The sequence below is a fragment of the Bacteroides sp. L10-4 genome, from assembly GCF_013373675.1.
In the GTDB taxonomy this organism is placed as follows: domain Bacteria; phylum Bacteroidota; class Bacteroidia; order Bacteroidales; family Bacteroidaceae; genus Bacteroides; species Bacteroides muris.
The window spans coordinates 15,106-41,954 of record NZ_JABXJH010000018.1 but is presented as its reverse complement, the minus strand read 5'-3'; the positions used below and the strand labels follow the sequence as shown (position 1 = coordinate 41,954).

Here is a 26,849-nt window from a genome sequence, read left to right as displayed (position 1 = left end):
AACTAAAAAAGTAGTGGAAATATAAACGTATAAGAGACACTTTCAGGCTTCAAAATCCCTAATTTCAGTTCTTCGACTTGCCAATTTTCATCACTTCCTGTTCCAATAAGTCGCGGTCACCGGCAGCTTTATTGCGGACTTTCGTACGATAGTTATAAATAGTAGTAACGGAATACCGAAGGAATTGGGCTATCTTCACGCTGTCAGTAATACCCAAACGTATCAATGCAAAGATACGCAACTCTGTATTCATCCGTTCGCCATTTTTCAGGGATATTTGCTCATTATCGGCAAGCAGGGCATTGAAGTCTTCTACAAAAGTAGGAAACAGCTGCAGGAAAGTATTGTCAAAGTTGGCATAGAATTCCTTCAATTCTCCTTCTATGAATTTGGAAGACTTGATGTTCTTGTAGAGTTCCTCCACATTTCCGGTAGCGGCAATCTTTCCCAGCGACCGGCGGTAATTGTCCATCTTTTCCAAATAGACCGAGCACTGATCCATATATCGGCCGATATACTCCTCCTTCAGATAAGAGTTTTCAGCAATGCTATGGTTCGCCTCCTTGAGCTGTGCATTGGAGAGATGAAGCTCATTGTTCAGCTCCTTCAGCCGTTTGTTGGCATCAATCACTTCTCTGCGGGCAGCAGCCACTTTCTTCATCTGCTTGTACACATAGAATATGGCAAGCAACAGAAAAAGTGAAAGCAGGCTGATAGATACCAGTGCCCATTTCATCTGCTCTTGCTGCTTCTCTGTCTTTTGCTGGTAAGCATCATTAATGATAGGAAAGATTTCCAGAATCTCCAGCTTGCGCAATCGGGCATTGCAGGCGGCTGCGTCTTCCATACATATCTTCACATAAGAATAGGCACGCTCGATATCCCCTTCCTGGTAAAGCAGTACCGCGAGCTTGCGCAAAGAGACATATTCACGGACAGCGGTTTTCATATCCGCTATAGCAGAAACAATCAGGTATTCCTTTTCCTTCTCCTTGTCACCTTTCAGACGGTAAGACTCTGATAAAGTATAGGCACAAATCGCAACGTCGTGTTCATAGTCCTTCTGCTGTGCCAGATAATCTGTCAGCAAACGGATGGCCTTGTCACATTCATTGCGTACATTATACTGGTCGGACTGAATCAAGGTATGTATCAGAAGATTATCTTTATTGACCAGCAACAACGAATCACGATATCTGTCCGTAAGCTCCGCATAAAGCTTCTTTTCATATTCCGTCACAGCATAATCGGCCATAAGGCCATAGACCGTACGATAGATATGGTAGTAATATGGACGGATAGCCTCCGATAACCGATTTGCATGAATATTCTGCATTAAATCCATAACCTCCTTATACATACCGGTCATTCCCAAAACATCTGCTTTATTCATGCGGGCATTGTCTATGTATCCCGGGTTTCCAAGACGTATGGCTATCCGTTCCCTCTCCTCGGCCACGTACAATGCAGAATCCGTATTGAACGAACGGTACTCATCCAGCAATGTGCCAAGAATGGCAAAACGTTCTTCAGCCGGTATCTGCCGATACAACTGTCTTTTCAGCTCCACCAGCTTCAGCTCTTTCTGCTCCATATATATGGGACGCTCCTTTATCACCCGGTCCAGTTTCAGCAGCAAAGAATCCGCCCGGCTGCTGTTTGCAGCATAAAGGCGGCACATATAGATGGTACAAAGACACAAGAATATAATTATATTTTTCATACGGCTTTCTGATTAGTCAAAGGCAATACTTTTTGAGAATCCTCATGCAAAAGTAATTAAAATACCATAAAATCCTATTCTACTATCATTAAAAGCTCGAAAGCAGAGTGATAAAAGGGCATACTGCAAGCAAAAGATTTAAAATATTGAATTACCTTTACGGAGAATTCAAAGATAGACCATATCATAATATCATCCGATTATCATGGATATACACACATTCATTGCCAATTATCAGGAAGCTTTCGGCCAACGTGCCGAACTCCCCATCGCCTTTTGGTATTCAGACCGAATGGAGGCATCTACAGAGAAAGTAACCGGTTGTCTCTTCAAATGTATGAAACAAGTCAGAGACGGTAGAACCGTCAGTCTCAGCAACGAAACAATCGCCTGCGGAGGAGGTAAGTTCTATACCGGATTTACAGAAATGCCCGAGCGCGTCCCGGGTTTCGTCTCCTTGAAAGAGAAATACAAGAAGACTCCCGAAATGGTGGTAGATTTTATCAGTGAACTACAGATTCCCAGAGCCGACAAGACCTACCTGCATTTTGCCCGCATAGACAAGATACCTTCCTTCGACGAAGTAGAAGGCGTGCTGTTCCTGCCCACGCCCGATATACTATCCGGGCTGGCGACATGGGCTTCTTTTGACAACAATGCATTAGATACCGTGGCAGCTCCATTCGGCTCCGGATGTTGCTCCGTCATCACCCAAGCCACCATTGAAAACCGGAAACAAGGGAAACGTACTTTCCTGGGATTCTTCGACCCCTCCGTCCGCCCATACTTCGAAGCTGATTTATTAAGCTTCACTATCCCCATGTCGCGGTTCAAGGAGATGTATCACACCATGCGTGAAAGCTGTCTGTTCGATACACATGCCTGGGAAAAAATCAAGGAAAGAATACAGCTTTCCCAATCAGGAGACGTGCATATTCTCCCCTCTCCCATTTCCTTCCCCCTGCTTCCGGACATTTATCTGCAAGAAATCAGAATAGAAGATGCCGCAGCCATCTACTATGCCATCGACACACACCGGGATTACTTAAGAACATGGCTGCCATTCGTGGATAATATGCGTACGATAGCTGATGAAGAAGCTTTTTTACGCCAGGCACTATCCGCTCCTGCCGAACGGTATGAACCTATATTCGGCATTTGGAACCAACAACATGAAATCTGCGGACTGATAGGTTTCCATTTCTCCGATTTCGACAACCACCGTACAGAACTCGGCTATTGGCTACTGCCGGAATACCAGCACCGGGGCATCATTACTGAAAGTGTCCGCAAGTTGTGCCTGTGGGCCGTACAAGAAAAAGAGATGAAACGGATACAAATTCGCTGTGCCGTGGATAACGCAGCCAGTAATGCTGTACCGGTTCGCCTCGGTTTCATCCATGAGGGAACAGAACGTTGCGGAGAACTGCTGGCTTCCGGAGAATATACAGATATACATATATACAGCATCTTGAAAGAAGAAGTGCTAGCCCATCTCAAACGATAATATATATATCAACGACTATTGAAATTATACATGGAACAACAACCTCATCTCAATGACCACAACAAGCAGGAGTACCCTCCCATGCACACAACGGAGCATATCATCAACCAAACCATGATAAGGTTATTCAGTTGCGGCCGCTCCATATCAGCACACATCGAACGGAAGAAGAGCAAGCTGGACTATCGTCTTGCCGACTGCCCTGCCGAAGAAGAAGTAAAGAAGCTGGAAGAAGCCGTAAACGAGGTTATCGCCTGGCATCTGCCCGTCACAACAGAATTCATCACGCAAGAGGAAGCACAAGGACGTTTCGACCTGAAGCGCCTGCCCGACAGTGCCTCCGAAACGGTACGTGTCGTGAAGGTAGGCGATTACGACGAATGTCTCTGCATCGGAGCACATGTAGAAAATACATCGGAAATCGGAACTTTCAAAATCATCAGCCACGATTGGGACGAAGAAGCAAAGCGCTGGAGAATGCGTTTTAAACTAGTCTGAAAAGAAAATCTCCCGCTGCACAAAATGCAACGGGAGATTTCATATCCATAGACAAATGTGGAACTATTTCTTTTTCCCTTTCAGGAAACGGTCTGTCAGCCACCTGCGCACCGGTGCGTCGTACAGTTTCAAACAAGCATAAGCAAGGACAACGGCTCCAACGAAAGTCAGTATCATATAAGGAATACCTTCCACCATTGTGGCGTTATTATTGCATACCCAAGCCGTATAAGTATATACCAGCGGATAATGGGTGATATAAATCGGATAGGAAATATCTCCCAGGAACTTGCATACGGCAGTAGAGCGCTTACCGGTCACCTTGCCGCCCGCTCCCATTGAAACAATAACCGGAAAGATGCAGATAATGCAGAAAGCCTCGTAAAGCCCGTTCATCCAGTAGCCGTCCTCACCTCCGATACGGGGAATGGAAAGAACCACCACAATCAGCAGGCTACACCACCAGAAAGCACGCCTTTCAAGCCGTATCAGCCAGCCGAGGCGTGACAGAAGTAATCCGCCGAAGAACGGATACATCAGCCGGACCATCCCCACATACTGCTGTTCCCAGTTCAAAGCCCAACCACCCACAATATCGCCGGCAGGAGCAGTCAGGCAACGGTATATCGTGAAACAACCTGCCACAAACACCAGCACCGATAAGGCCACCTTATTGAACTTGCGCACAAACAGCGCATACAGAATATTACCGATATATTCATAATAGAGCGACCATGCCGGGCCATTCAACGGGTGCATCTCCGTCCAGCCGCGAATGTCGAACTTCAACGGAAGGGGGAGCAATGTGCAGCCCAGCAACATCACCAGCAGCATTGTTCCGATGGACGTATTCTCGATAGGCGGAAAACAAGGCGATTCCTGCAAATAGAAAAAGGCAGCTCCCACAATACTCCCCATAATCACCATAGGATGCAGGCGGATGATACGGCGTTTGAAGAAAGTGCCCACGGTCATCCGGTTCCAACGGTCATCATAAGCATAACCGATAACAAAACCGGAAAGCATGAAGAAGAAATCTACGGCCAGATAACCATGATTGATGATTTGAGCAAGATGGCTGCCTCCTGCATGTGCTTCAAAAAGATGGAAGATAATAACCATGACAGCTGCCACGCCACGAAGTCCGTCAAGAATCTCATAATGCGGTTTCGAGGCAAGATAAGTAGTCCGTGTATTCATTCTGATGTAAGATGTTTATTATTTACGCACAAAGATAGGAGTTTTTTCCAATAATAAAACTGATAAATATCAGATAAGCTCCATCAATAAATTGACAGGAACGGCTATCCTATACGGGAGCCTGATGGTCGGTCGCAAGAGTCGGCTTCCAATGCCAGCATCCCCTGTTTGGCTGCCAATCCACCGGCATAGCCTATCAGCCTATGGTTGCTGCCCACCACCCGATGGCAGGGGATGAATATCGAAAGGGCATTCGCCCCATTGGCAGCCGCCACCGCGCGCACGGCTTTCGGATGGCCCAGCTTTCGTGAAAGTTCGCCATAGGACATGGTCTTTCCGTAAGGGATGTTCTGCAACTCCTGCCACACCGTCTGCTGGAATTCTGTTCCGACAGCAAGCAGTGGAACATCGAATATGGTCCGCTTACGGGCAAAATACTCATCCAACTGGATGATTGCCCGCGAAATAACTTCCGAAGTGCCTTCCTCATAATCGGCATGCAGTGCCTGCCGTATGCGCTTATCAATGGTCATTCTACGTTTCCCGTTCAGCATCCAGTCGCATAGGCAGAGTTTATCGCCGGAAGCGCCGAGGAGCAGGTCGCCATAAGGAGATTGATAGTATTGGATTAAAATTGTTTCCATCGAACTAATATTAAAAACACAATTGGGTATTAAAATAAATCAGAATGTGTTCCTGTATTGAGCAGAAGCAATGTTAATTCCTTATCATCCTGCTCCCATATCAATAACCCATCTGGCCTGACATGGCACTCCCCCCGCATCGCGCAAATTGCCCGGGCAGAAGATGAGGTTTGTATTCTGAAGGTAAGCTTCCCGTTTCTTGTAGAATTTCAATAACCTTCTGCAACAACAAGAGATTCAGCCCCCGCTTCTGGCATCTCATTTGTAGTCCGCCCACGACTTAATGGCCAAGTCATCCGGCGTCATCGTGCAGAATGCATTGATGAACGCACTTGCCAGACGGGCATTCGTTATCAGCGGAATATTAAGGTCGATGGCAGCGCGGCGTATCTTGTAGCCGTTATCCAGCTCGCCTGCGGTGAGGTTCTTCGGGATATTGACCACCATGTCTATTTCCTTGCGGTGCAGCATGTCGAGTGCCTGCGGCTGTCGTTCGGGTTCGCTGGGCCAGTAGACGCGTGTATTCTCCACGCCATTCTCCGTAAGGAAGTTGCTGGAACCACCTGTGGCAAATATCTTATACCCCTTCTTCTGAAGCATACGCGCGGCAGAAAGCATGTCCACCTTCTGCTTCGGAGTACCGGTAGAAAGCAGGATATTCTTCTCGGGAATGCGGTAGCCCACGGAGAGCATCGCCTTGAGAATGGCGCAGGAAGTATCGCTGCCGATGCAACCCACCTCTCCCGTGCTTGCCATATCCACACCCAGCACCGGGTCTGCCTTCTGCAGACGGTTGAAGGAGAACTGGCTCGCCTTGATGCCTACATAGTCCAGGTCGAACAGATTCTTGTCCGGCTTCTGCACGGGGAGGCCAAGCATCACTTTCGTAGCCAGCTCAATAAGGTTTATCTTTAGCACCTTGCTGACAAACGGGAACGAACGGCTGGCACGGAGGTTACACTCAATCACCTTGATATCGTTTTCACGGGCCAGGTACTGGATGTTGAACGGACCGGAGATATTCAGCTCACGGGCTATCTCGCGGCTGATGCGCTTGATGCGGCGAACCGTCTCGACATACAACTTCTGCGGCGGGAACTGGATGGTAGCGTCGCCGGAATGTACCCCGGCAAACTCGATATGCTCACTGATGGCGTACGCAATAATCTCACCGTCCTGCGCCACAGCATCCATCTCCACCTCCTTGGCATGCTCAATGAACTGGCTTACCACTACGGGGTGTTTCTTGCTGACATTCGCTGCCAGCCTCAGGAAACGTTCCAGTTCCTCCCGGTTGGAGCAGACGTTCATCGCGGCACCGGACAATACATAGGAAGGCCGAACCAATACCGGGAAGCCCACTTTATCCACAAAGGCGTTGATATCCTCCAGAGAGGTCAGCGCCCGCCATTCGGGCTGGTCCACACCGATGCGGTCGAGCATGGCGGAGAACTTGTCACGGTCTTCGGCATTGTCGATGCTCTTGGCGCTTGTACCGAGGATAGGTACCTTCTGCGCATCGAGGCGCAAGGCTAGGTTGTTAGGAATCTGGCCGCCGGTAGAAACAATCACTCCGTGGGGATTCTCCAGTTCGAGAATATCCATCACGCGCTCGAAGGTAAGCTCGTCGAAATAAAGGCGGTCGCACATATCATAGTCCGTAGACACGGTTTCAGGATTATAGTTTATCATGACACTGCGGTAGCCCTCCTTGCGGATGGTGTTCAGAGCCTGCACGCCACACCAGTCGAACTCTACGGAAGAACCGATACGGTAGGCGCCGGAGCCCAATACGACGATGCTCTTCTTGTCGCCCAGATAATGAACGTCGTTGGCAACACCGCTATACGTCAGGTACAGATAGTTGGTCTGTGCGGGATATTCGGCGGCAAGAGTATCAATCTGCTTTACTACGGGCAGGATGCCTGCATGCTTACGATAGTTGCGAATGTACAGGATGCCGTTTTCCATGTCTCCTTCGAAGCCGATGGCACGGGCAATCTGGAAATCGGAAAAGCCTTGCACTTTTGCCTTGCGCAACAAGCCCACGGGGATTGTTGACAGTTGATGATTGACAGTTGATAATTCAGCATTGGAAGTTGACAGCTGGAAGGAGTGCAACTCCTTTGACGTCTTCATGATGTTCATCAGCTTTTCGAGGAACCATTTGTCAATCTTGGTCAGCTCGTGCACCTGGTCTACCGTATATCCGGCACGGAAAGCTTTTGAAATGACAAAGATGCGCTTGTCGGTAGGTTCGCGCAGAGCCTTGTCGATATCGGATATTACAAGTTCCTTGTTCTCTACGAAGCCGTGCATACCCTGGCCTATCATGCGAAGCCCCTTTTGGATAGCTTCCTCAAAAGTACGGCCGATAGCCATTACTTCGCCAACCGACTTCATGGAAGAACCGAGCTCCTTGTCCACCCCGTGGAACTTGCCCAAGTCCCAACGCGGTATCTTGCAGACCACATAGTCCAGAGCAGGTTCAAAGAAAGCGCTTGTCGTCTTCGTCACAGAGTTGTTCAAGTCGAACAAGCCATAGCCCAAGCCAAGTTTCGCCGCTACAAATGCCAACGGATAACCCGTTGCTTTAGAGGCCAATGCGGATGAACGGCTCAAGCGTGCATTCACCTCGATTACCCGGTAGTCTTCGCTCATCGGGTCGTAAGCGTACTGTACGTTACACTCTCCTACAATGCCGATATGACGGATAATGCGGATAGCTAGTTCACGTAATTTATGATAGTCCGTATTGCTCAACGTCTGCGACGGGGCAATAACGATGGACTCGCCCGTATGGATGCCCAGCGGGTCGAAGTTTTCCATGTTACAAACCGTGACACAGTTGTCAAAACGGTCGCGTACCACCTCGTATTCCACTTCCTTCCAGCCCTTCAGCGATTTCTCCACCAACACCTGCGGAGAGAAGGAGAAGGCCTTCTCCACCAGCACATTCAGTTCTTCTTCATTGTCGCAGAAACCCGAACCCAATCCGCCGAGCGCGTATGCGGCACGCACGATGACCGGATATCCCAGTTCCCGGGCTGCGCGACGGGCATCGTCCGCGTTCTCCACAGCTTCGCTCTTGATGGTCTTTACGTCAATCTCATTCAGTTTCTGCACAAAAATCTCACGGTCTTCCGTGTCAATGATAGCCTGCACGGGAGTGCCTAGAACTTTCACCCCGTACTTCTCGAAAACCTTGTCTTTATAGAGGGAAACACCGCAGTTCAGCGCCGTCTGTCCGCCAAAAGCAAGCATGATGCCGTCCGGACGCTCTTTCTCTATCACCTTCTCCACAAAGTAAGGAGTGACGGGCAGGAAGTAAATCTGGTCGGCAACTCCTTCCGAGGTCTGCACCGTGGCTATGTTCGGGTTGATGAGAACCGTGTAGATACCTTCCTCCTTCAACGCCTTGAGTGCCTGCGAACCGGAATAGTCAAATTCTCCCGCCTCACCGATTTTCAGTGCGCCGGAACCAAGCAGCAGGACTTTCTTTATATTGTTTTCTTTCATTTGCATATCTGTTTATTAAAAAGTGTAACGACAGTAATAAAACCTTATCTTTTTTTTACTTTCACAATCAGTCGCCAATTGAATGGCATTGAGTCAGGGACTGAAAGGCATTCACTCAGGGACTGAATGGCATTGAGTCAGGGACTCATTATAGCATTTTCTTACACACTGATTACCAGACGGTTATGAGTACAACCCATATTGGTAAAATTCTCTTACTATAACAGTTTAACGAACTCGTCGAAAAGGAACTCCGTATCCGTCGGCCCGCTGGCAGCTTCGGGGTGGAACTGTGCGGAGAACCAAGGATTTCGCTTATGCCGGATGCCCTCATTGGAGCCATCGTTCATATTGATGAACAACGGTTCCCAGTCTTCCGACAGCGTGTTGTTGTCTACGGCGTAACCATGATTCTGGGAGGTGATGAAACAACGCTCAGTACCCACCATGCGCACCGGCTGGTTATGGCTGCGGTGTCCATATTTCAGTTTGTATATCTTGGCGCCCCCCGCCTTGGAAAGCAACTGGTTCCCCATACATATGCCGAAGATAGGCAGTTTCTCGTTTTGCATCGCCTTGCGGATATTCCGTACGGCAGCATCGCAGGTATCAGGGTCGCCGGGACCGTTGGAGATGAACAGACCGTCGAACTCCAGCCCGTTATAATCGTAGTTCCAGGGAACACGGACCACTTCGACACCACGCCTCAGCAGACAACGGATGATGTTGTGCTTGACACCGCAATCCACAAGCACTACGCGTTTCCGTTGAGAACCGGCAGTTGACAATTGACAATTGAGCTGCGCCGTGGGGGTGCCGGTGTCAAAACGACGGCTTTCTGTTCCGCCATATACGATGATGTCCTTGCAACTGACCTTATCCACATAGTTTATCTCACCATAATCGTCCTTTGGCAATTGTTTATTGTCCACTTCATCGTCGAAGACTATACGCCCCATCATCACCCCGTGCTCGCGAAGCACTTTGGTCAGTTCGCGGGTATCAATGCCCATAATTCCCGGAATCTGTTCGCGTTTCAGCCAGTCGCCCAGGCTTTCCACGGCATTCCAGTGGCTGTAGTTTTCGGAATAATCGCTGACGATAATGGCTTCGGCATGGATATGCTCACTCTCCATGAAGGTAGCAAGCCCGTCCGGTTCGAGCGTGAAAGGCGGCACACCGTAATTGCCCGCCAACGGATAGGTCAGGGTCATCAACTGCCCGGCATACGAAGGGTCGGTCAGGCTTTCGGGATAACCCATCATGGCCGTATTGAAAACGACCTCTCCCGCTACCGGCTTTTCAAAGCCAAACGATTTGCCGCAAAACACGGTGCCGTCATCCAGGAGAAGCCTCACTCCCTTTCCCTCCCCCCGTAGGCAGGAGGAAGAAGTTACATTCACTTTGTCATTGTTGCTATTCATAAATATATTGTTAATCAAATAATTATTCCATTACAATTCAATCATCCTCTCCCCATTGCCGTTCTATCTCCTCCCCCTCCACTACGGGAGAGGGGAGTTGGGGGAAGAGGCTTTTAAAATTGATAGACTTGTTCTACATAATCAATAAATGCCTTGTTCAGCAGTTTTACACCGCCCGGCGTAGGATAATCGCCGCTGAAGTACCAATCGCCAGCATGCTTGGGGCAGGCCTCATGCAGCCCTTCGAGAGGCTGGTAGACAATCTGTACCTTGGCTTTCGTCCCTTTGGGAGTGAGCAGTTCCACCATCTTGGCAGAGATTTCTTCGTCTGTGAAAGGAGCATAAATCTCCTTCACATAATTCACCATCTGCTCTTTGGGCAGTCCCACCTGCTCTTTGGACTTGCGGTAGGCGGCGGCTATTACATCGCGCATCTCACGCTCCTTCAGCAGTTCCACGGCAGCCTTGAAAGCGATGAATTCACTCATCCGGGCCATGTCGATGCCATAATAGTCGGGATAACGTACCTGCGGTGAAGAGCTCACAATGACTATCTTCTTCGGACTCAAACGGTCGAGAATACCGATGATGCTCTGTCTCAAGGTGGTTCCGCGCACTATCGAGTCGTCGATGACCACCAGGTTATCCACTCCCGGAACGAGGCTTCCGTAAGTGATGTCGTACACATGGGCGGCAAGGTCGTTCCGGCTGTTTCCTTCGGCAATGAAGGTACGCAGCTTAATGTCCTTGATAGCCACCTTCTCGCTCCGTATGCGCCGTGACAAGATATGCTCCAGCTCTTCATGGCTGGGACTATGCCCCAAGGCGGCAATCTGCTGTACCTTCTCCTCGTTGAGGTAGTTGTCCAATCCTTGCAACATTCCGTAGAAGGCGACTTCCGCCGTATTGGGGATGAAAGAAAAGACGGTATGATCCACATCGTTGTCGATGGCTTTCAATATGTTGGGTACAAGTTTCTCGCCCAACAGTTTACGTTCCCGGTAAATATCCGTATCACTGCCCCGGCTGAAGTAGATGCGCTCGAAGGAACAAGGCTTCATCTTGCGCGGCTTGTTGATTTGCGCGGTACGCACCTTGCCGGACTTGTTGATAAACACGGCTTGTCCGGGTTGCAGCTCCTTGATGGAACCGACAGGAACATTAAGGGCTGTCTGTATCACGGGACGTTCACTGGCAAGCACCGCTATTTCGTCATCCTGATACCAGAAGGCAGTACGGATGCCCCACGGGTCGCGTACGGCAAAAGTCTCTCCGCTTCCGGTGAGCCCACACATCACGTATCCCCCGTCCCACTCCTTGCTCGAAGTGCGCAACACGTTGGCAAGATCGATGTAGCCTTCTATGTAATGGGTGATGTCCATACCTGCCAGCCCCTCTGCTTCGGCAAGGTTGAAGAGGCGCTCCACTTCGCGGTCAAGGCGATGCCCCAACTGCTCCAGTATGATGTAGGTATCGGCATATTTGCGAGGATGCTGTCCGATGGCGGTAATGCGTGCGAAGATTTCATCTACGTTCGTCATGTTGAAGTTGCCGCAGAGGGCAAGATTCTTGGCACGCCAGTTGTTTCTCCGGAGAAACGGGTGCACATACGAGATGCCGGACTTGCCGGTAGTGGAGTAACGCAGGTGTCCCATATAAACCTCCCCGGCAAAAGGCAGCACGCGCTTGGCATATTCCGCATCATGCAACTGCTCCTTGGTCAGGTCCTTGAAGTGACTCTGCACCGTACCGAAAATTTCGGTAATGGCACTCGGACCGAGAGCACGCTCACGGAACATATATTCCTCGCCGGGACTGGCTTCCAGTTTCACACAGGCCAGTCCGGCACCCTCTTGCCCGCGATTGTGTTGTTTCTCCATCAGAAGATAGAGCTTGTTCAGTCCATACATCCATGTTCCGTACTTCTCTTCATAGTACTCCAACGGTTTCAGCAGGCGTATCATGGCAACGCCACATTCATGCTTCAGTTGTTCCATCTTTGCATTTACAATTTACCATTTACAATGTACAACTTTAAGTGTACAATTTTCTTTTTCTATATAGCGTACATATTTACATTTACATCTCCCCAAGCGCAGCCCGATTGCAAATGGCATACGCCCCAGTCACTTCCTGCAAGGCAAGTCGCACCGCCGTCAGTAAGTCCAATATGGTTTGTCACCTGAATATATTCAATGAGCTGTATCGGCACCTCGGTATCAGTGCTGCTTTCAAATAGATAACCTTTGGCTTGAAGTTTTTCTTTAAGGACGGCGTAGTTTTCAATGATGCCGTTATGGATGAGGGCGAGGCGTTCGGAAGAGGAATAATGGGGATGGGCATTGACGGAGCAAGGTTCTCCATGAGTAGCCCAACGTGTATGTGCAATATCAATGCTACCGGAAATATCTTTTTGAGCAACGAAAGCTTCAAGTGCCGAAACCTTACCTTTCGCTTTGTATATGTTCAACTGTCGGTTATCACTGATTAATGCTACCCCCGCACTATCATATCCACGGTACTCCAACCGCTTCAGACCTTTGATAAGAATGGGGCAGGCTTTCCTTTGACCTATATAGCCTACTATTCCACACATAATGTATCAGTATTTGATTTTGCGCTGCAAATATATATATTCTTAAGAACATAAAGTTAACTTTTCCACTATTTATTTATCAGAAGAATAGAAAAAAGTTGTTTTTATATCAAAAAGTTAAAGAAAGCATTATTTTATAAGCAAAAGGTCTAACTTATAAATCAAAACCAAACAATCCGGTTTTGATTTAGGATTAAAAGAAAACATAGGGCATTTTCCGTCAATTCATAACATTATCCCCTATCGCAGGAATTTTGCAAGAAAGAAGGCAGGGATTCATGTTATCATTTTGCAGTTAATACAATATATTTGCCAAACATTTTGACACCACAAATAATATTATCCAGCAATAAAGAAAGTTTATAGTCATGAAACAAGAACTTTTTAACAGCAAAACAAAAGTAGAGGATTACCAACGACAGCCCAAACAGTTGGGCTTGTATGAGGCATCCCATGAGCATGATGCCTGCGGGGTAGGCATGCTGGTCAATATCCAGGGAGGGAAATCACACGAACTGGTAGAATCGGCATTGAAGGTACTGGAAAACATGCGCCACCGTGGAGCGGAAGGAGCGGACAACAAAACTGGAGACGGCGCCGGCATTATGTTGCAGATACCGCACGAATTCATTCTGTTGCAGGGCATTCCCGTTCCCGAGAAAGGGAAATACGGCACCGGCCTGCTTTTCCTTCCCAAAGACGAGAAAGACCAGGCAACCATCTTGAGCGTCATTATCGAAGAGATTGAAAAGGAGGGATTGACCCTGATGCATCTGCGCAACGTGCCCACTTGCCCCGAAATATTGGGAGAAGCGGCTCTTGCCAACGAACCGGACATCAAGCAAATTTTCATTACCGGATTTACGGAAAGCGAAACTGCCGACCGCAAACTCTATATAATAAGGAAAAGGATAGAGAACAGAATACGCAAGTCGGACATCCCCACCCGCGAGGATTTCTACATCGTCTCGCTCTCTACGAAGAATATCGTCTACAAAGGCATGCTCTCTTCCTTGCAGTTGCGCAACTACTTCCCCGACCTCACCAACAGCTACTTCACCAGCGGGCTGGCACTGGTACACTCCCGTTTCAGCACCAACACTTTTCCCACTTGGGGACTGGCACAGCCTTTCCGCCTGCTGGCACACAACGGCGAAATCAATACCATCCGTGGCAACCGCGGCTGGATGGAAGCCCGTGAGAGTGTACTCTCCTCTCCCGCCCTGGGAGACATCCGGGAGATACGCCCCATCGTGCAACAGGGCATGAGCGACAGTGCCTCGCTGGACAATGTGCTCGAGTTCCTCATCATGTCAGGCCTGAGCCTGCCGCACGCCATGGCCATGCTCGTACCGGAATCGTTCAACGAAAAGAATCCCATCAGCGAAGCCTTGAAAGCTTTCTATGAATACCACTCCATCCTGATGGAGCCGTGGGACGGACCGGCGGCACTGCTTTTCAGCGACGGGCGCTATGCAGGCGGCATGCTCGACAGGAACGGACTGCGCCCTGCACGCTACCTGATTACGCAGGGCGGCATGATGGTAGTGGCCAGCGAAGTCGGCGTGATGGATTTCGAGCCGGGAGACATCAAGGAAAAAGGACGACTGCAACCGGGCAAGATACTGCTTATAGACACCGAGAAAGGCGAAATATATTATGACGGCGAACTGAAGAAACAACTTGCCGAAGCCAAACCATACCGCACCTGGCTGGCCGGCAACCGCATCGAGCTGGACGAACTGAAAAGCGGTCGGAAAGTCTCCCATAGCGTGGAGAACTACGACAGCATGCTGCGCATCTTCGGCTACTCCAAAGAAGACGTGGAACGGCTGATTGTCCCGATGTGTACCACCGGTGCCGAACCCATCAACTCCATGGGCAATGATACACCGCTTGCCGTACTATCGGACAAGCCGCAACTGCTGTACAACTATTTCCGCCAGCAGTTTGCCCAAGTCACCAACCCTCCCATCGACCCGATACGCGAAGAACTGGTAATGTCGCTGACCGAATACATCGGAGCCGTAGGCATGAACATACTGACACCCAGCGAAAACCATTGCAAGATGGTGAGGTTGAACCACCCCATCCTGAACAATGCTCAGCTGGATATTCTCTGCAACATCCGGTACAAAGGCTTCAAGACCGTGAAGCTGCCCCTGCTCTTCGAAGTGGCAAAAGGGTGTCGGGGATTGCAGGAAGCATTGGCAACCCTCTGCAAGCAGGCAGAAGAATCCGTCAACGAAGGGGTGAACTACATTGTGCTTTCCGACCGCGACGTAGACGCCGCCCATGCCGCCATTCCGTCACTGCTTGCCGTGTCGGCAGTACACCATCATCTTATCTCTGTGGGCAAACGGGTGCAGACGGCACTGATTGTAGAAAGCGGTGAAATCCGCGAAGTGATGCACGCCGCACTGCTACTGGGTTTCGGAGCCAGCGCACTGAATCCGTACATGGCTTTTGCTGTCATCGACAAACTGGTGAACGAAAAGGAAATACAGCTCGACTACGCCACTGCCGAAAAGAAATATATCAAGTCCGTCTGCAAAGGCTTGTTCAAGATTATGAGCAAGATGGGCATCAGCACCATCCGTTCTTACCGGGGCGCGAAGATTTTCGAGGCCGTAGGACTGAGCGAGGAATTGAGCAATGCCTACTTCGGCGGATTGAGTTCACGCATCGGAGGCATACGCCTGGATGAAGTGGCACGTGATGCCATTGCCTTCCACAAGGAAGGGATGGAGGTTATTAAAAAGAAGGGGGAAGCGGAGCTATTGCCGAACCGCGGACTGTATGCCTTCCGCAAGGATGGTGAGAAGCATGCCTGGAACCCGGAAACCATCAGCACACTGCAACTTGCCACACGACTGGGAAGCTATAAGAAATTCAAGGAGTTCACCGCCATGGTAGACGGCAAGGAAGCTCCCGTCTTCCTGCGCGACTTCCTCGACTTCCGCCGCGCTCCTATCAGCATAGACCGGGTGGAACCGGTAGAGAACATCGTACAGCGCTTTGTCACCGGCGCCATGTCCTACGGCTCCATCAGCCGCGAAGCCCACGAAGCCATGGCTATTGCCATGAACAAGCTGCACGGCCGGAGCAATACGGGCGAAGGAGGCGAAGACCGGGCACGCTTCACACCACGCGAAGACGGCACCAGCCTGCGCAGCGCCATCAAGCAGGTGGCTTCAGGACGTTTCGGTGTCACCGCAGAATATCTGGTGAATGCGGACGAAATACAGATAAAGATTGCCCAAGGCGCCAAGCCGGGCGAAGGCGGACAGCTGCCGGGCTTCAAAGTGGATGAAGTGATTGCCAAGACACGCCACTCCATTCCGGGCATCTCGCTGATTTCCCCCCCGCCCCACCACGACATTTACTCCATCGAAGACTTGGCACAGCTCATCTTCGACCTGAAGAACGTGAACCCACGGGCGAAAATCAGCGTAAAGCTGGTGGCAGAAAGCGGTGTGGGCACCATTGCCGCCGGCGTGGCAAAGGCAAAGGCTGACTTGATAGTCATTTCGGGTGCGGAGGGCGGCACGGGAGCCTCTCCTGCATCATCTATCCGCTATGCCGGCATCTCGCCCGAACTCGGTTTGAGCGAAACGCAACAGACACTGGTGCTGAACGGCCTGCGCGGGCAAGTGATGTTGCAGGTGGACGGACAGCTCAAAACAGGCCGCGACATCATACTGATGGCAATGCTCGGAGCCGAAGAATTCGGTTTCGCTACAAGTGCCCTGATTGTACTGGGTTGCGTAATGATGCGCAAATGCCACCAGAACACCTGCCCCGTAGGGGTGGCGACACAGAACCAAGAACTGCGCAAACGCTTCCGCGGACGCAGCGAGTATCTGGTGAACTTCTTCAAGTTCCTGGCGCAGGAAGTACGCGAATATCTTGCAGAAATAGGTGTGGAACACCTGGATGACGTCATTGGACGCACAGACCTTATCGTCCGCAAGCCGGATGACGGAATCAGGAAACATCAGTTGATAAGCTTCGACAAACTACTGGCACGCGTGGACAACGAAGCCGCCATTCGCCACGTCACCGACCAACAGCATGGCATCGACCATGTAAAAGACGTGGAGATGCTGCATGCAGCTGCCGAAGCCGTAGAGAACCAGAAGGAAATCTCACTGGAATACACCATCGCCAATACCGACCGTGCCTGCGGTGCCATGCTCTCTGGTACCATTGCCTCAAAATACGGAGAAAAAGGACTGCCCGAACATACGCTGAACGTGAAATTCAAGGGCTCTGCCGGACAAAGCTTCGGCGCCTTCCTTGTGTCGGGTGTAAACTTCAAGCTGGAAGGCGAAGCCAATGATTATCTGGGCAAAGGTCTGAGTGGCGGACGCATCGCCGTCCTGCCTCCGGTACGGAGCAACTTCGAGGCAGAGAAGAACACGATTGCAGGCAACACCCTGCTTTATGGCGCCACAAGCGGCGAGGTTTACATCAACGGCCGTGCAGGCGAGCGCTTTGCCGTCCGCAACTCCGGTGCCATAGCCGTAGTGGAGGGAGTAGGCGATCACTGTTGTGAATACATGACCGGCGGACGCGTGGTAGTCCTCGGACAGACGGGACGCAACTTTGCCGCAGGCATGTCCGGCGGTGTTGCCTACGTCTGGAACCGGGACGGCAACTTCGACTACTTCTGCAACATGGAAATGGTGGAGCTGAGCCTCATCGAAGAGGCCTCCTACCGCAAGGAACTGCATGAACTCATCCGCCAGCACTACCTCTATACCGGTTCCAAACTGGCACGCACCATGCTCGATGACTGGCCACGCTATGCCGACCAGTTCATCCAGGTAGTCCCTATCGAATACAAAAAGGTGCTGCAAGAGGAGCAGATGCAGAAATTGCAACAAAAAATTGCAGAAATGCAGAGAGACTATTAAAGCCTCTCCCTCCACCCCCCCCCCCGTAGGGAGGAGGAAATAGTACTGAGAAACAATGAACGACCTACAATATATATGTAGATACAGAAAAAGAGATTTACATCAAATAATACTAACCACTTAAACAAGCGTTACCTCACGCACACCCTCACAGCGCAGCCCTCCCCCTCCCTACGGGGGGGAGGGGGCCGGGGGGAGAGGCTTTATATGGGAGACCCTAAAGCATTCCTCAATATCCCCCGCCAAGAGGCGGGTTACCGTCCGATACACGAACGTATCACAGACTTCAGCCAAGTGGAACAGACACTGAACAGTCACGACCGCAAGCTCCAGGCCTCACGCTGCATGGACTGTGGCGTACCTTTCTGCCACTGGGCATGTCCGCTGGGCAATAAAGACCCGGAATTCCAAGACGCACTCTACCGGGGCAAATGGCGCGAAGCCTATCAAATACTGAACAGTACGAATGATTTTCCGGAATTTACGGGACGCATCTGCCCTGCCCTTTGCGAGAAGTCGTGCGTACTGAAACTCTCGTGCGACGAGCCGGTCACTATCCGCGAGAACGAAGCCGCCATTGCCGAAGCTGCCTTTCGCGAGGGCTACATCACACCGTGCAAGCCCGAACGTAACGGAAAGAAGGTAGCCGTTATCGGGGCAGGCCCTGCCGGATTGAGTGTCGCCGTACGGCTGAACGCCAAAGGTTACGAAGTTACCCTATTCGATAGCAAACCGATGCCGGGAGGACTGCTGCGTTATGGCATTCCCAACTTCAAACTGGACAAAGCCGTCATCGACCGCCGCATGAAAATCCTCGAAGCCGAAGGAATCTTGTTCAAGATGGGAGTCCATGTCGATGTACAGAAACTGCCCGCCGGATTCGATGCCTACACCATTTGTACCGGTACGCCCACCGCCCGCGACCTCTCCATTCCGGGCAGGGAGCTGAAAGGTATCTACTTTGCCCTCGACATGCTGGCACAGCAGAACCATATTCTGGATGGAGATACCTTCCCGAAAGACCAGCTCGTCAACGCCCGCGGCAAACGGGTACTCGTCATCGGCGGCGGCGATACCGGGTCCGACTGCATAGGCACCAGCATCCGACAGGGAGCCGTCAGCGTAACCCAGATTGAAATCATGCCCCAACCGCCCATAGGACACAACCCGGATACTCCCTGGCCTCAATGGCCCGTCGTACTGAAAACCACCAGTAGCCACGAAGAAGGCTGTACCCGTCGATGGTCTCTCGCCTCCACCCGGTTCATCGGGAAGAACGGCAGGGTATGCGGTGTGGAAGTGGAAGAAGTGGAGTGGCTTCCGGCAACAGACGGTAGCCGCCCTACCATGAAACCTACGGGTAAGAAAGAGGTCATCGAAGCCGATATGGTACTTCTTGCCATGGGTTTCCTCAAGCCCGAGCAACCGAAGTTTGCAGAGAACGTATTCGTGGCAGGCGATGCCGCCCACGGTGCCAGCCTCGTGGTACGTGCCTTGGCCGACGGACGACGAGTGGCAACAGAGATAGACCGTTACCTCAATCCCCTAAAAGAAAACAAGAAATGATTTCCCTTTCTTTAATTTTTAACCTTTAATTTTTAATTCTCATGTGTGGAATAGCAGGAATCTTCAACATACAGTCTCAAACTCCTGAGTTGAGAAACAAAGCGCTACGGATAGCGCAGAAAATCCGTCATCGCGGACCGGACTGGAGTGGTATCTACGTAGGCGGCTCCGCCATCCTCGCCCACGAACGCCTCTCCATTGTCGACCCGGAATCCGGTGGACAACCCTTATATTCACCCGACCGCAAACAGGTGCTTGCCGTCAACGGCGAGATTTACAACCATCGCGACATCCGTGCCCGCTATGCCGGAAAATACGCCTTCCAGACCGGTTCCGACTGCGAAGTCATCCTTGCCCTTTACAAAGACAAAGGCATCCGCTTCCTCGAAGAGCTGAACGGCATCTTCGCCTTCGCCCTCTATGATGAAGAAACGGACGATTACCTCATCGCCCGCGACCCCATCGGCGTAATCCCCCTTTATATAGGACGCGACAAGGATGGACACATCTACTTCGGCAGTGAGCTGAAAGCCCTTGAGGGTTTCTGCGACGAGTACGAGCCTTTCCTTCCCGGCCACTACTATCGTGGGTGCGAAGGCAAGATGCACCGCTGGTACACCCGCGACTGGATGGACTATACCTCTGTGAAGGACAACTATACCCCTGCCGCCGAACGCAACGCCGCGCCGGCTTCGATAGGCCGGACAGCCTACGGCACACAAGTCACTGCCGTGCACGACGCCCTTGAAGCCGCCGTACAGCGCCAGTTGATGTCCGACGTCCCCTACGGTGTCCTGCTCAGTGGCGGACTCGATTCTTCCGTCATCTCTGCCATCGCCAAGAAATATGCCGCCAAACGCATCGAGACAGACAACAAGGCAGATGCCTGGTGGCCGCAGCTCCATTCCTTCGCCGTCGGCTTGAAGGGTGCTCCCGACTTGATTAAAGCCCGCGAAGTGGCCCGTCATATCGGTACCGTGCATCACGAGATAAACTATACCGTTCAAGAAGGCCTCGATGCTGTCCGCGACGTCATCTATTTCATTGAGACTTACGACATAACCACTGTCCGCGCCTCCACCCCCATGTATCTGCTGGCACGTGTCATCAAAAGCATGGGCATCAAGATGGTACTCAGCGGCGAAGGTGCGGACGAGGTGTTCGGCGGTTATCTTTACTTCCACAAGGCGCCCACACCGCAAGCCTTTCACGAAGAAACCGTGCGCAAGCTCTCCAAACTGCATCTGTACGACTGCCTCCGTGCCAACAAAAGCCTTGCAGCCTGGGGAGTGGAAGGACGTGTCCCCTTCCTCGACAAAGAATTCCTGGATATTGCCATGCGCATCAATCCGGCAGTCAAGATGTGCCCCGGCAAGGAGATAGAAAAGAAAGTAGTCCGCGAAGCCTTTGCCGACATGCTCCCACAGAGCGTTGCCTGGCGGCAGAAAGAACAGTTCTCCGACGGTGTGGGCTACAGTTGGATTGATACGCTGAAAGCCGTCACTGCCGCTGCCGTCAGCGACGAACAGATGGCACATGCAGCCGAACGTTTCCCGATACATACCCCGCAAAACAAGGAGGAGTATTACTACCGCACCATCTTCGAAGAGCATTTCCCCAGTGAAAGCGCAGCCCGGAGTGTTCCCAGCGTACCCAGTGTGGCATGCTCCACCGCCGAAGCGCTGGCATGGGACGCCTCTTTCCAAGGAAAGAACGACCCCAGCGGACGAGCAGTAGCGGGGGTACACGAAGAAGCATACAAGGATTAAAAAAAGAGCTGCCGACAGATTTCCTGCCAGCAGCTCTTCTCATTTTTTATTTATCAAATCCTATCGGACTAAAATATCATTGTCTGTCTGCCAATCACACCTGCCACAGCACTCGCTACGGCAATAATAAGTTTCAAAATCACATTCCACGTTTTCTTCATAAAGATTATCCATTATCTGATTAATAATTCATAGCTACCGTTATCCCAGTGGATTCTCACCTTGGTCTCCATCCGAATCCGAGCCTCCTCCTTCCGAACCGGAGCCGCCATCTGTAGAAGTCTTCCCCTTAAGATAATCATCCAAACTCACCAAATCCAGCCTTTCTCCAGCACGGGTGGCAGACTTCGATATCTTCAGTTCCCTATTCGCCTGAAAACAGATACGGACGCTCTCCACACTCTTGGCTGTCACGTCATCAGCCTTTTCCTCACCTTTCGATTTGGCTGCCAGTATAAAGACACCCAGCCCGGCTATATTAACCGTCTTTCCTTCCAGCAGCTGCTCTTTCAGCTTTTCCACAAAGTTCTGCATCGTACTCTTGATGTCACCGATAGACAGAGAAGAGCGGTCCTGCATCTTCTGTGCAATAAACGCCAAATCCACGCTTTGCCCCAATGTCACCAACTGCGGATAATACTTCTTGGGAGAGTTTTCAATCCTGGGGTCCGACGGTCTCTCCACCGTCCTGAAAATTACACTCATACTTTTTTTCTTTAGAGATTTAAATTCGTTTTACTATTCACACGTTTCGTTGATCAACGATGCAAAGGTGAGGATTAAAAACTATGTAGCCAAAGAAAAAAGGTGCTTGGGAGTAGTTTTTCTGAAAAAAGTGATAAAGTCTTAGTTTTATGATAATTGAGTATGCCTTGCTCAATGAACACAACATTTAAACTTTCCACGTTCGATAGGCAGATAAGTTCATTGATTGTGGCATAGTTTCGGATGTCCCTTTCAAGTCCGAGTTCGCCTTTCGTCATTGCTTTGCCGCCATACGAAACATGGGCACAGCTTCATTGGCATAGACGATACTTGCCTGTGCCGGTGTAATCTCTGCCGAAATAAGGTTTTGCTTGATTGCATCCTTCTTATTATATACAGTTCAAATAAGGTAAAGGCGTTCAGCCCGGCTTCCTTTTTAAACCTCTCGAATCCGATGGGTTTAAAATTGGGGTTGTACAAACTCCCCCAAATACCGGAATATTCTATTTTATTCCGGTTACGCAGCCATTAATACTCAATTTAGAGCATATCCTTTTTATAAGGCACCAGAATGGGTTGCCTCACAAAAGTCCGTAAAGCCTTGCAGGTGGAACACCGTCCACCTGAACTTCCACTATTTTTCTGCGGATAGCCTTGTACCATTTATGAAAAATGTTGGAAGGGACGTTATTCTTTGAACAGAATGACCGAAGAGACATTCTTGAGCCCTAATTTGAGTGCTTAAAACAGATGCACTATATTGTGTTTATTATAATGCCTCTGCTTTTTCACATAATAAGGAATAAAAAGGAAAGAAAGGACTTTAGAAACCCTTTTAAGCTGTATAAATAATGATTTTAAAGTCACTCTAAAGATCAATTGATGCGTTTTATGTAATAACAATCGCTTCCTTTATCTTTTCAACAATGTATTTTACATCATCATCCGTCACCCACGGACCAGCAGGCAGACAAAACCCCATTTTGAATATTTCCTCCTCCACGCCATTGGTATAAGTTGGAGCATCCGCATACACCGGTTGCTTGTGCATAGGTTTCCACACCGGGCGAATTTCAATTCCATTTGTCAACATAAATACACGCAGAGCCTCCACGTTTTCATTGGGCTGGCAGTCAGTCGTAGCACTATCTACAGCCTTAATTACTCCCGCGGCACCGCCCACAGCAGTCTTGACCACATCCTTATAAGCATTCTCCTGACCTTGAATTTTCACGTCTGCGTCCAGCATAGCCGTGCAAAGCCAAAAGTTGGAATCATAACGCGAGTCAGCAGGTTGTTGATGAACATGTACCTCCTCCACATCTTTTAGCAGTTCTTCATATACTGCCTGTACGTGTTTATGATGATTAATATGTTCTTGTGCCACCGTCATTTGACCGCGACCTATGCCTGCACATATATTGCTCATGCGATAGTTGTAACCGATAGCGGAATGTTGGTAATAAGGATAAGCGTCACGTGCCTGCGTGGCGTACCACATGATGGTATTCTTATCTTCTGCATTTTGACAAATCAAAGCACCACCGCCAGAAGTCGTAATCATCTTGTTACCATTGAAACTCAATACGCCAAATCTACCCAAAGTACCCAATATCCGTCCATCGAACTTCGAGCCAAAGCCTTCGGCCGCATCCTCCACTACCGGTATACCATAACGGTCAGCAATCTCCATAATCCGTTCACAGTCGTAAGGCATACCATATAGTGCCACTGGCACAATCGCTTTCGGTTTCTTTCCCGTCTTTTTCATGCGGTCTTTAACTGCTTCCTCCAGTAACACCGGGTCCATATTCCAAGTCTCCGATTCAGAACCCACAAAGATAGGCTTGGCTCCCAAATAAGTGATAGGATGCGAAGAGGCACAGAATGTGAATGATTGTACCAGTACCTCATCCTCTGGTTTAACGCCACAAGCAATCAACGCTAAATGAAGAGCAGCAGTACCAGCACTTAAACACACTACTTTACAGTCCAACTTCGGACCATTCGAACAAGCATTCGCAAAATCTGCCAAGTTCTGCTCAAATACGTTAACATTTGGTCCCATAGGTACTACCCAATTCGTATCGAAAGCTTCTTTTACATACTTCTGTTCCCATCCCTCCTCGCTCATGTGAGCAAGGCAGAGATATATTGTTTTATATTCTTCCATAATGTGTATTCAAATTATCTTTATTCTCGTTTTTGTAGCAGGAGGACAATCTTATTGTCCACATCTCGCATACACCTATTACCCATTTATTCTTAAAACCATCTAAGGATTACTTTATCTCCATGAGATAATCATTCTTCGAGAACATTCTGCCACATTCCGGTACTAACATCTGAGGATCCACCTCCTCACCCTTGAGCCACTTGATGATGGCCAATGGGAGATTAACACCTGCCTCATAACTGAAAGGAAAACCGCCACCAAAACGTGGGTTCAACTCCAGTACACAATAATCCCCATTAGCCTTCTGCATAATATCTACATCCAAGTTTCCAATGTGACCAAGGTTCTCACCAATCTTACGTCCTATCTCACGAACCTTAGGTAGATTACGAGTAATAGCCTTATCAGTCTCACCCGAACGCATAGCGAGTTTCTGCTTCACGCTTACACCCACGTTCTTACCATTCAGATCGTTCATCACGTCAAGACCAAACTCACTGCCAGTAAGCTTTTCTTGAATCATGATATACTCATCACCTACCGAAACCGTTGCGAGTATGGTTCTCTTAATCTTCTTCATCAAAAGATTATAATAAATATTCAGCTCTTCCATGTCAGCAATACTTTCGAGGCCGATAGAACCGCTCCCCCATCGAGGCTTCATAAAGAGCGGAAAAGTAATCTCACCTGAAGCTAAAGCTTTTTTGCAATCCTCCAAACACACATAAGTTTTGGGAGCAGTCAGTCCTAATGATTCTATCCACTGAGCCGTCTTATATTTATCGAAAGCAATGTCAATCACCTTAGGGTCACTCACTACCACCTTCACGCCAATTGCTTCGAATCTCGCTTTATTTTCAGCCAAAATAGGCAATTCAAGATCATTCAGTGAAAACAGAGCATCAATTCTCTGCTCTTCACAGATACGCAACATTATATTTACGTACTCAGAATCATACACAGCAGGCACCTGCAACTTCATATCAGCGACTTGCAATGCAGGAGCTGTCAGTGACATGTCAGTAGCCACAATTTTATCACCCTCAGAAAGATTTTCTTTAAAGTATTTCAGCAGATACGTACGTCTACCAGCGCAAGTAAAAAGAATATTCATTATTATATCTCCTTCATATATTTGTCTATCTCCTATTTCATTATATTCATCAGTCCACCCGTATGCCAAAACACAATATTCTTGTCTTTCAGATGATACTTTTCTATTTCTTGCATCATCCCATAGAAGCCTTTGCCAGAGTAAGTGGTTGAGAAAACCAAACCAGTCTTTGCAGTTGTTTGATCCAAGTAGTCCTTCATTTCAGGAGTGAATTTCTCATAACCTCCACACAAATAGTCTGTATTGAAAAAAATACTCTCAGAATAATCTCTCTTCAAACCATAATGGGCAGCTAGCATATTAGCGAATTCTACAATCACTTGCTTGCCTCTGCCCTGTTGACGAGCCACAGAAATACCTACGCACTTCACATCCCCCCAACCAACGAGATCAAGTCCTACTACGATACCAGCCTGAGTAGAGCCTGTACCTGATGCCAAAAAGAGATAATCTGGCTTATAATCTATCCGCTCACATTGGTATTTCAATTCTAATACTGCATCCACAAAGCAAGTACCACCCGGAAGATTGTGACCGCCGCCAGTCACGTAATACGGATTATAACCTTCTTCCTTCAACTTCTTCATTGCTCTATCCATTGCCACAGCTGTATCTTCCAGACGTATCAGTTCACACTCCGCACCACTCAATCTATCAAGTAAGGCATTACCTTTTTCGTTCATAAAACGTTCTTCACTGCCCTGAATACACAAATGACATTTCCAACCATTCTTTGCACACATCAAAGCCATAGCCCTGTTGTGATTACTCTGAATGCCTCCACATGTCACAATAGCATTATAGCCATTCTCACGTAAGAAGACCTCGTATGCCACAGCTTTGCGAGCTTTACTGCCCCCACCTACAAAAGGATATAAATCATCACGGACAACTCTAAGTTTTACCCCCCCCCTACATCTATACAATTCATTATCAAACTATTACAACCAATCATTAACAAAGGTATTTGGTCATAATCAAATTCCTTAGCAAGAAGACCATAATAAAAACGATCCTCGTAATTACCATCAACCATACGTTCTTCACGATGTGTACCTTCAAGTTTAAAACCCACAGACTCATACACTCGCTGCGCACCAATGTTTGTAGCATTTGTATAAAGAAAAACTTTGTTTAAATGCAACACATTAAAAGCATACTTGCACAAAAGGTAAGTCGCTTTTTTACCCAGTCCCTGACGTTGACGATTAGGATTGACAAATAAATACAACTCAGCCTTTCTACATGAGTAATCAATGCCAGTAAGTCCTGCCATTGCAAGAAGTTCACCTATTTCGTTAACAAACACACAATCCACACGTTTGTTATTACTCAAATTAGAACGATACCAATTAACAGTATTCTCTAATGAAATAGGAGGAGTAAAACCCATAGAAGGATAAACAGCGACATCATTCATCCACATTACCCTATCCTTTAAGTCACTTTCTTGCAATCGTCTCAAATACATCTGCCACCCCATATTCAT

General features: G+C 49.1%; 17 protein-coding genes and 3 pseudogenes. 5 read left to right on the top strand and 15 right to left on the bottom strand.

The features are described 5' to 3' along the window. Window positions 1-64: 64 nt before the first annotated feature. The gene (locus HU824_RS07875) at window positions 65-1,723 is read right to left on the bottom strand and encodes a DUF6377 domain-containing protein (RefSeq protein WP_176468568.1); all 1,659 of its coding nucleotides are present in this window, start codon (window positions 1,721-1,723) and stop codon (window positions 65-67) included. A gap of 205 nt (window positions 1,724-1,928) precedes the next feature. On the opposite strand from HU824_RS07875, the gene HU824_RS07870 reads away from it, so the two are divergent. Together HU824_RS07870 and HU824_RS19725 are read left to right on the top strand one after the other, a co-directional pair. Next, window positions 1,929-3,230 carry a GNAT family N-acetyltransferase gene (locus tag HU824_RS07870; RefSeq protein WP_255260486.1) on the top strand — a complete coding sequence of 434 codons (1,302 nt, stop codon included), beginning with the start codon at window positions 1,929-1,931 and terminating at the stop codon, window positions 3,228-3,230. Between the two features lie 30 nt (window positions 3,231-3,260). Then, window positions 3,261-3,728 (top strand): hypothetical protein, encoded by a 468-nt coding sequence (locus HU824_RS19725; protein WP_255260485.1) that lies wholly within the window; start codon window positions 3,261-3,263, stop codon window positions 3,726-3,728. Between the two features lie 63 nt (window positions 3,729-3,791). On the opposite strand, the gene HU824_RS07865 is transcribed toward HU824_RS19725, so the two are convergent. The 7 genes and pseudogenes from HU824_RS07865 to HU824_RS07835 form a co-directional block, all read right to left on the bottom strand. Then, complete coding sequence (locus tag HU824_RS07865; protein WP_176468567.1) at window positions 3,792-4,928, bottom strand: acyltransferase; 1,137 nt, start codon at window positions 4,926-4,928, stop codon at window positions 3,792-3,794. A 104-nt stretch (window positions 4,929-5,032) separates the two neighbouring features. Then, complete coding sequence (locus HU824_RS07860) at window positions 5,033-5,572, bottom strand: methylated-DNA--[protein]-cysteine S-methyltransferase (RefSeq protein WP_176468566.1); 540 nt, start codon at window positions 5,570-5,572, stop codon at window positions 5,033-5,035. 29 nt (window positions 5,573-5,601) lie between these two features. Beyond that, a pseudogene (locus HU824_RS07855) lies at window positions 5,602-5,834 on the bottom strand (type II toxin-antitoxin system mRNA interferase toxin, RelE/StbE family). After that, window positions 5,831-9,091 (bottom strand): carbamoyl-phosphate synthase (glutamine-hydrolyzing) large subunit, encoded by a 3,261-nt coding sequence (carB, locus tag HU824_RS07850; RefSeq protein WP_136009605.1) that lies wholly within the window; start codon window positions 9,089-9,091, stop codon window positions 5,831-5,833. Before carB ends, HU824_RS07855 begins: the two are co-directional and overlap by 4 nt. A 218-nt stretch (window positions 9,092-9,309) precedes the next feature. After that, on the bottom strand, window positions 9,310-10,515 hold the full coding sequence (gene carA / locus HU824_RS07845) for a glutamine-hydrolyzing carbamoyl-phosphate synthase small subunit (protein ID WP_176468565.1): 1,206 nt from the start codon (window positions 10,513-10,515) through the stop codon (window positions 9,310-9,312). Between the two features lie 113 nt (window positions 10,516-10,628). Beyond that, complete coding sequence (locus tag HU824_RS07840) at window positions 10,629-12,512, bottom strand: amidophosphoribosyltransferase (RefSeq protein ID WP_176468564.1); 1,884 nt, start codon at window positions 12,510-12,512, stop codon at window positions 10,629-10,631. Between the two features lie 112 nt (window positions 12,513-12,624). Continuing rightward, window positions 12,625-13,111: pseudogene (locus tag HU824_RS07835) on the bottom strand (glutamine--fructose-6-phosphate aminotransferase); the annotation flags it as partial. Between the two features lie 368 nt (window positions 13,112-13,479). Between HU824_RS07835 and gltB the strand changes: the two are divergent. The 3 genes from gltB (at window position 13,480) to asnB (ending at window position 21,365) form a co-directional block, all read left to right on the top strand. Continuing rightward, complete coding sequence (gltB, locus tag HU824_RS07830; RefSeq protein WP_176468563.1) at window positions 13,480-18,030, top strand: glutamate synthase large subunit; 4,551 nt, start codon at window positions 13,480-13,482, stop codon at window positions 18,028-18,030. 207 nt (window positions 18,031-18,237) lie between these two features. Then, window positions 18,238-19,596, top strand: a complete 1,359-nt coding sequence (locus tag HU824_RS07825) for a glutamate synthase subunit beta (RefSeq protein ID WP_176468562.1) — start codon at window positions 18,238-18,240, stop codon at window positions 19,594-19,596. A 41-nt stretch (window positions 19,597-19,637) separates the two neighbouring features. Beyond that, window positions 19,638-21,365: an asparagine synthase B gene (gene asnB, locus HU824_RS07820; protein ID WP_176468561.1), complete on the top strand. Its 1,728-nt coding sequence runs from the start codon at window positions 19,638-19,640 to the stop codon at window positions 21,363-21,365. A 68-nt stretch (window positions 21,366-21,433) separates the two neighbouring features. Here asnB and HU824_RS07815 read toward each other — a convergent pair whose 3' ends face one another. The 7 genes and pseudogenes from HU824_RS07815 to HU824_RS07790 form a co-directional block, all read right to left on the bottom strand. Then, window positions 21,434-21,526: a smalltalk protein gene (locus HU824_RS07815; RefSeq protein WP_168354289.1), complete on the bottom strand. Its 93-nt coding sequence runs from the start codon at window positions 21,524-21,526 to the stop codon at window positions 21,434-21,436. A gap of 40 nt (window positions 21,527-21,566) precedes the next feature. Next, window positions 21,567-22,070 (bottom strand): HU family DNA-binding protein, encoded by a 504-nt coding sequence (locus tag HU824_RS07810; protein WP_176468560.1) that lies wholly within the window; start codon window positions 22,068-22,070, stop codon window positions 21,567-21,569. 161 nt (window positions 22,071-22,231) lie between these two features. Beyond that, window positions 22,232-22,598: pseudogene (locus HU824_RS19720) on the bottom strand (KilA-N domain-containing protein); the annotation flags it as partial. 361 nt (window positions 22,599-22,959) lie between these two features. Then, entirely contained in the window at window positions 22,960-24,243 is a 1,284-nt protein-coding gene (locus tag HU824_RS07805; protein ID WP_176468559.1) for a DegT/DnrJ/EryC1/StrS aminotransferase family protein, read from the bottom strand. A gap of 109 nt (window positions 24,244-24,352) precedes the next feature. After that, window positions 24,353-25,360: an ATP-grasp domain-containing protein gene (locus tag HU824_RS07800; protein WP_176468558.1), complete on the bottom strand. Its 1,008-nt coding sequence runs from the start codon at window positions 25,358-25,360 to the stop codon at window positions 24,353-24,355. A 32-nt stretch (window positions 25,361-25,392) separates the two neighbouring features. Then, window positions 25,393-26,286 carry a 1-aminocyclopropane-1-carboxylate deaminase/D-cysteine desulfhydrase gene (locus tag HU824_RS07795; protein ID WP_176468557.1) on the bottom strand — a complete coding sequence of 298 codons (894 nt, stop codon included), beginning with the start codon at window positions 26,284-26,286 and terminating at the stop codon, window positions 25,393-25,395. Beyond that, window positions 26,262-26,849, bottom strand: coding sequence for a GNAT family N-acetyltransferase (locus HU824_RS07790; RefSeq protein WP_217994185.1), 588 nt, complete (start codon window positions 26,847-26,849; stop codon window positions 26,262-26,264). The genes HU824_RS07795 and HU824_RS07790 overlap by 25 nt, the downstream gene beginning before the upstream one ends.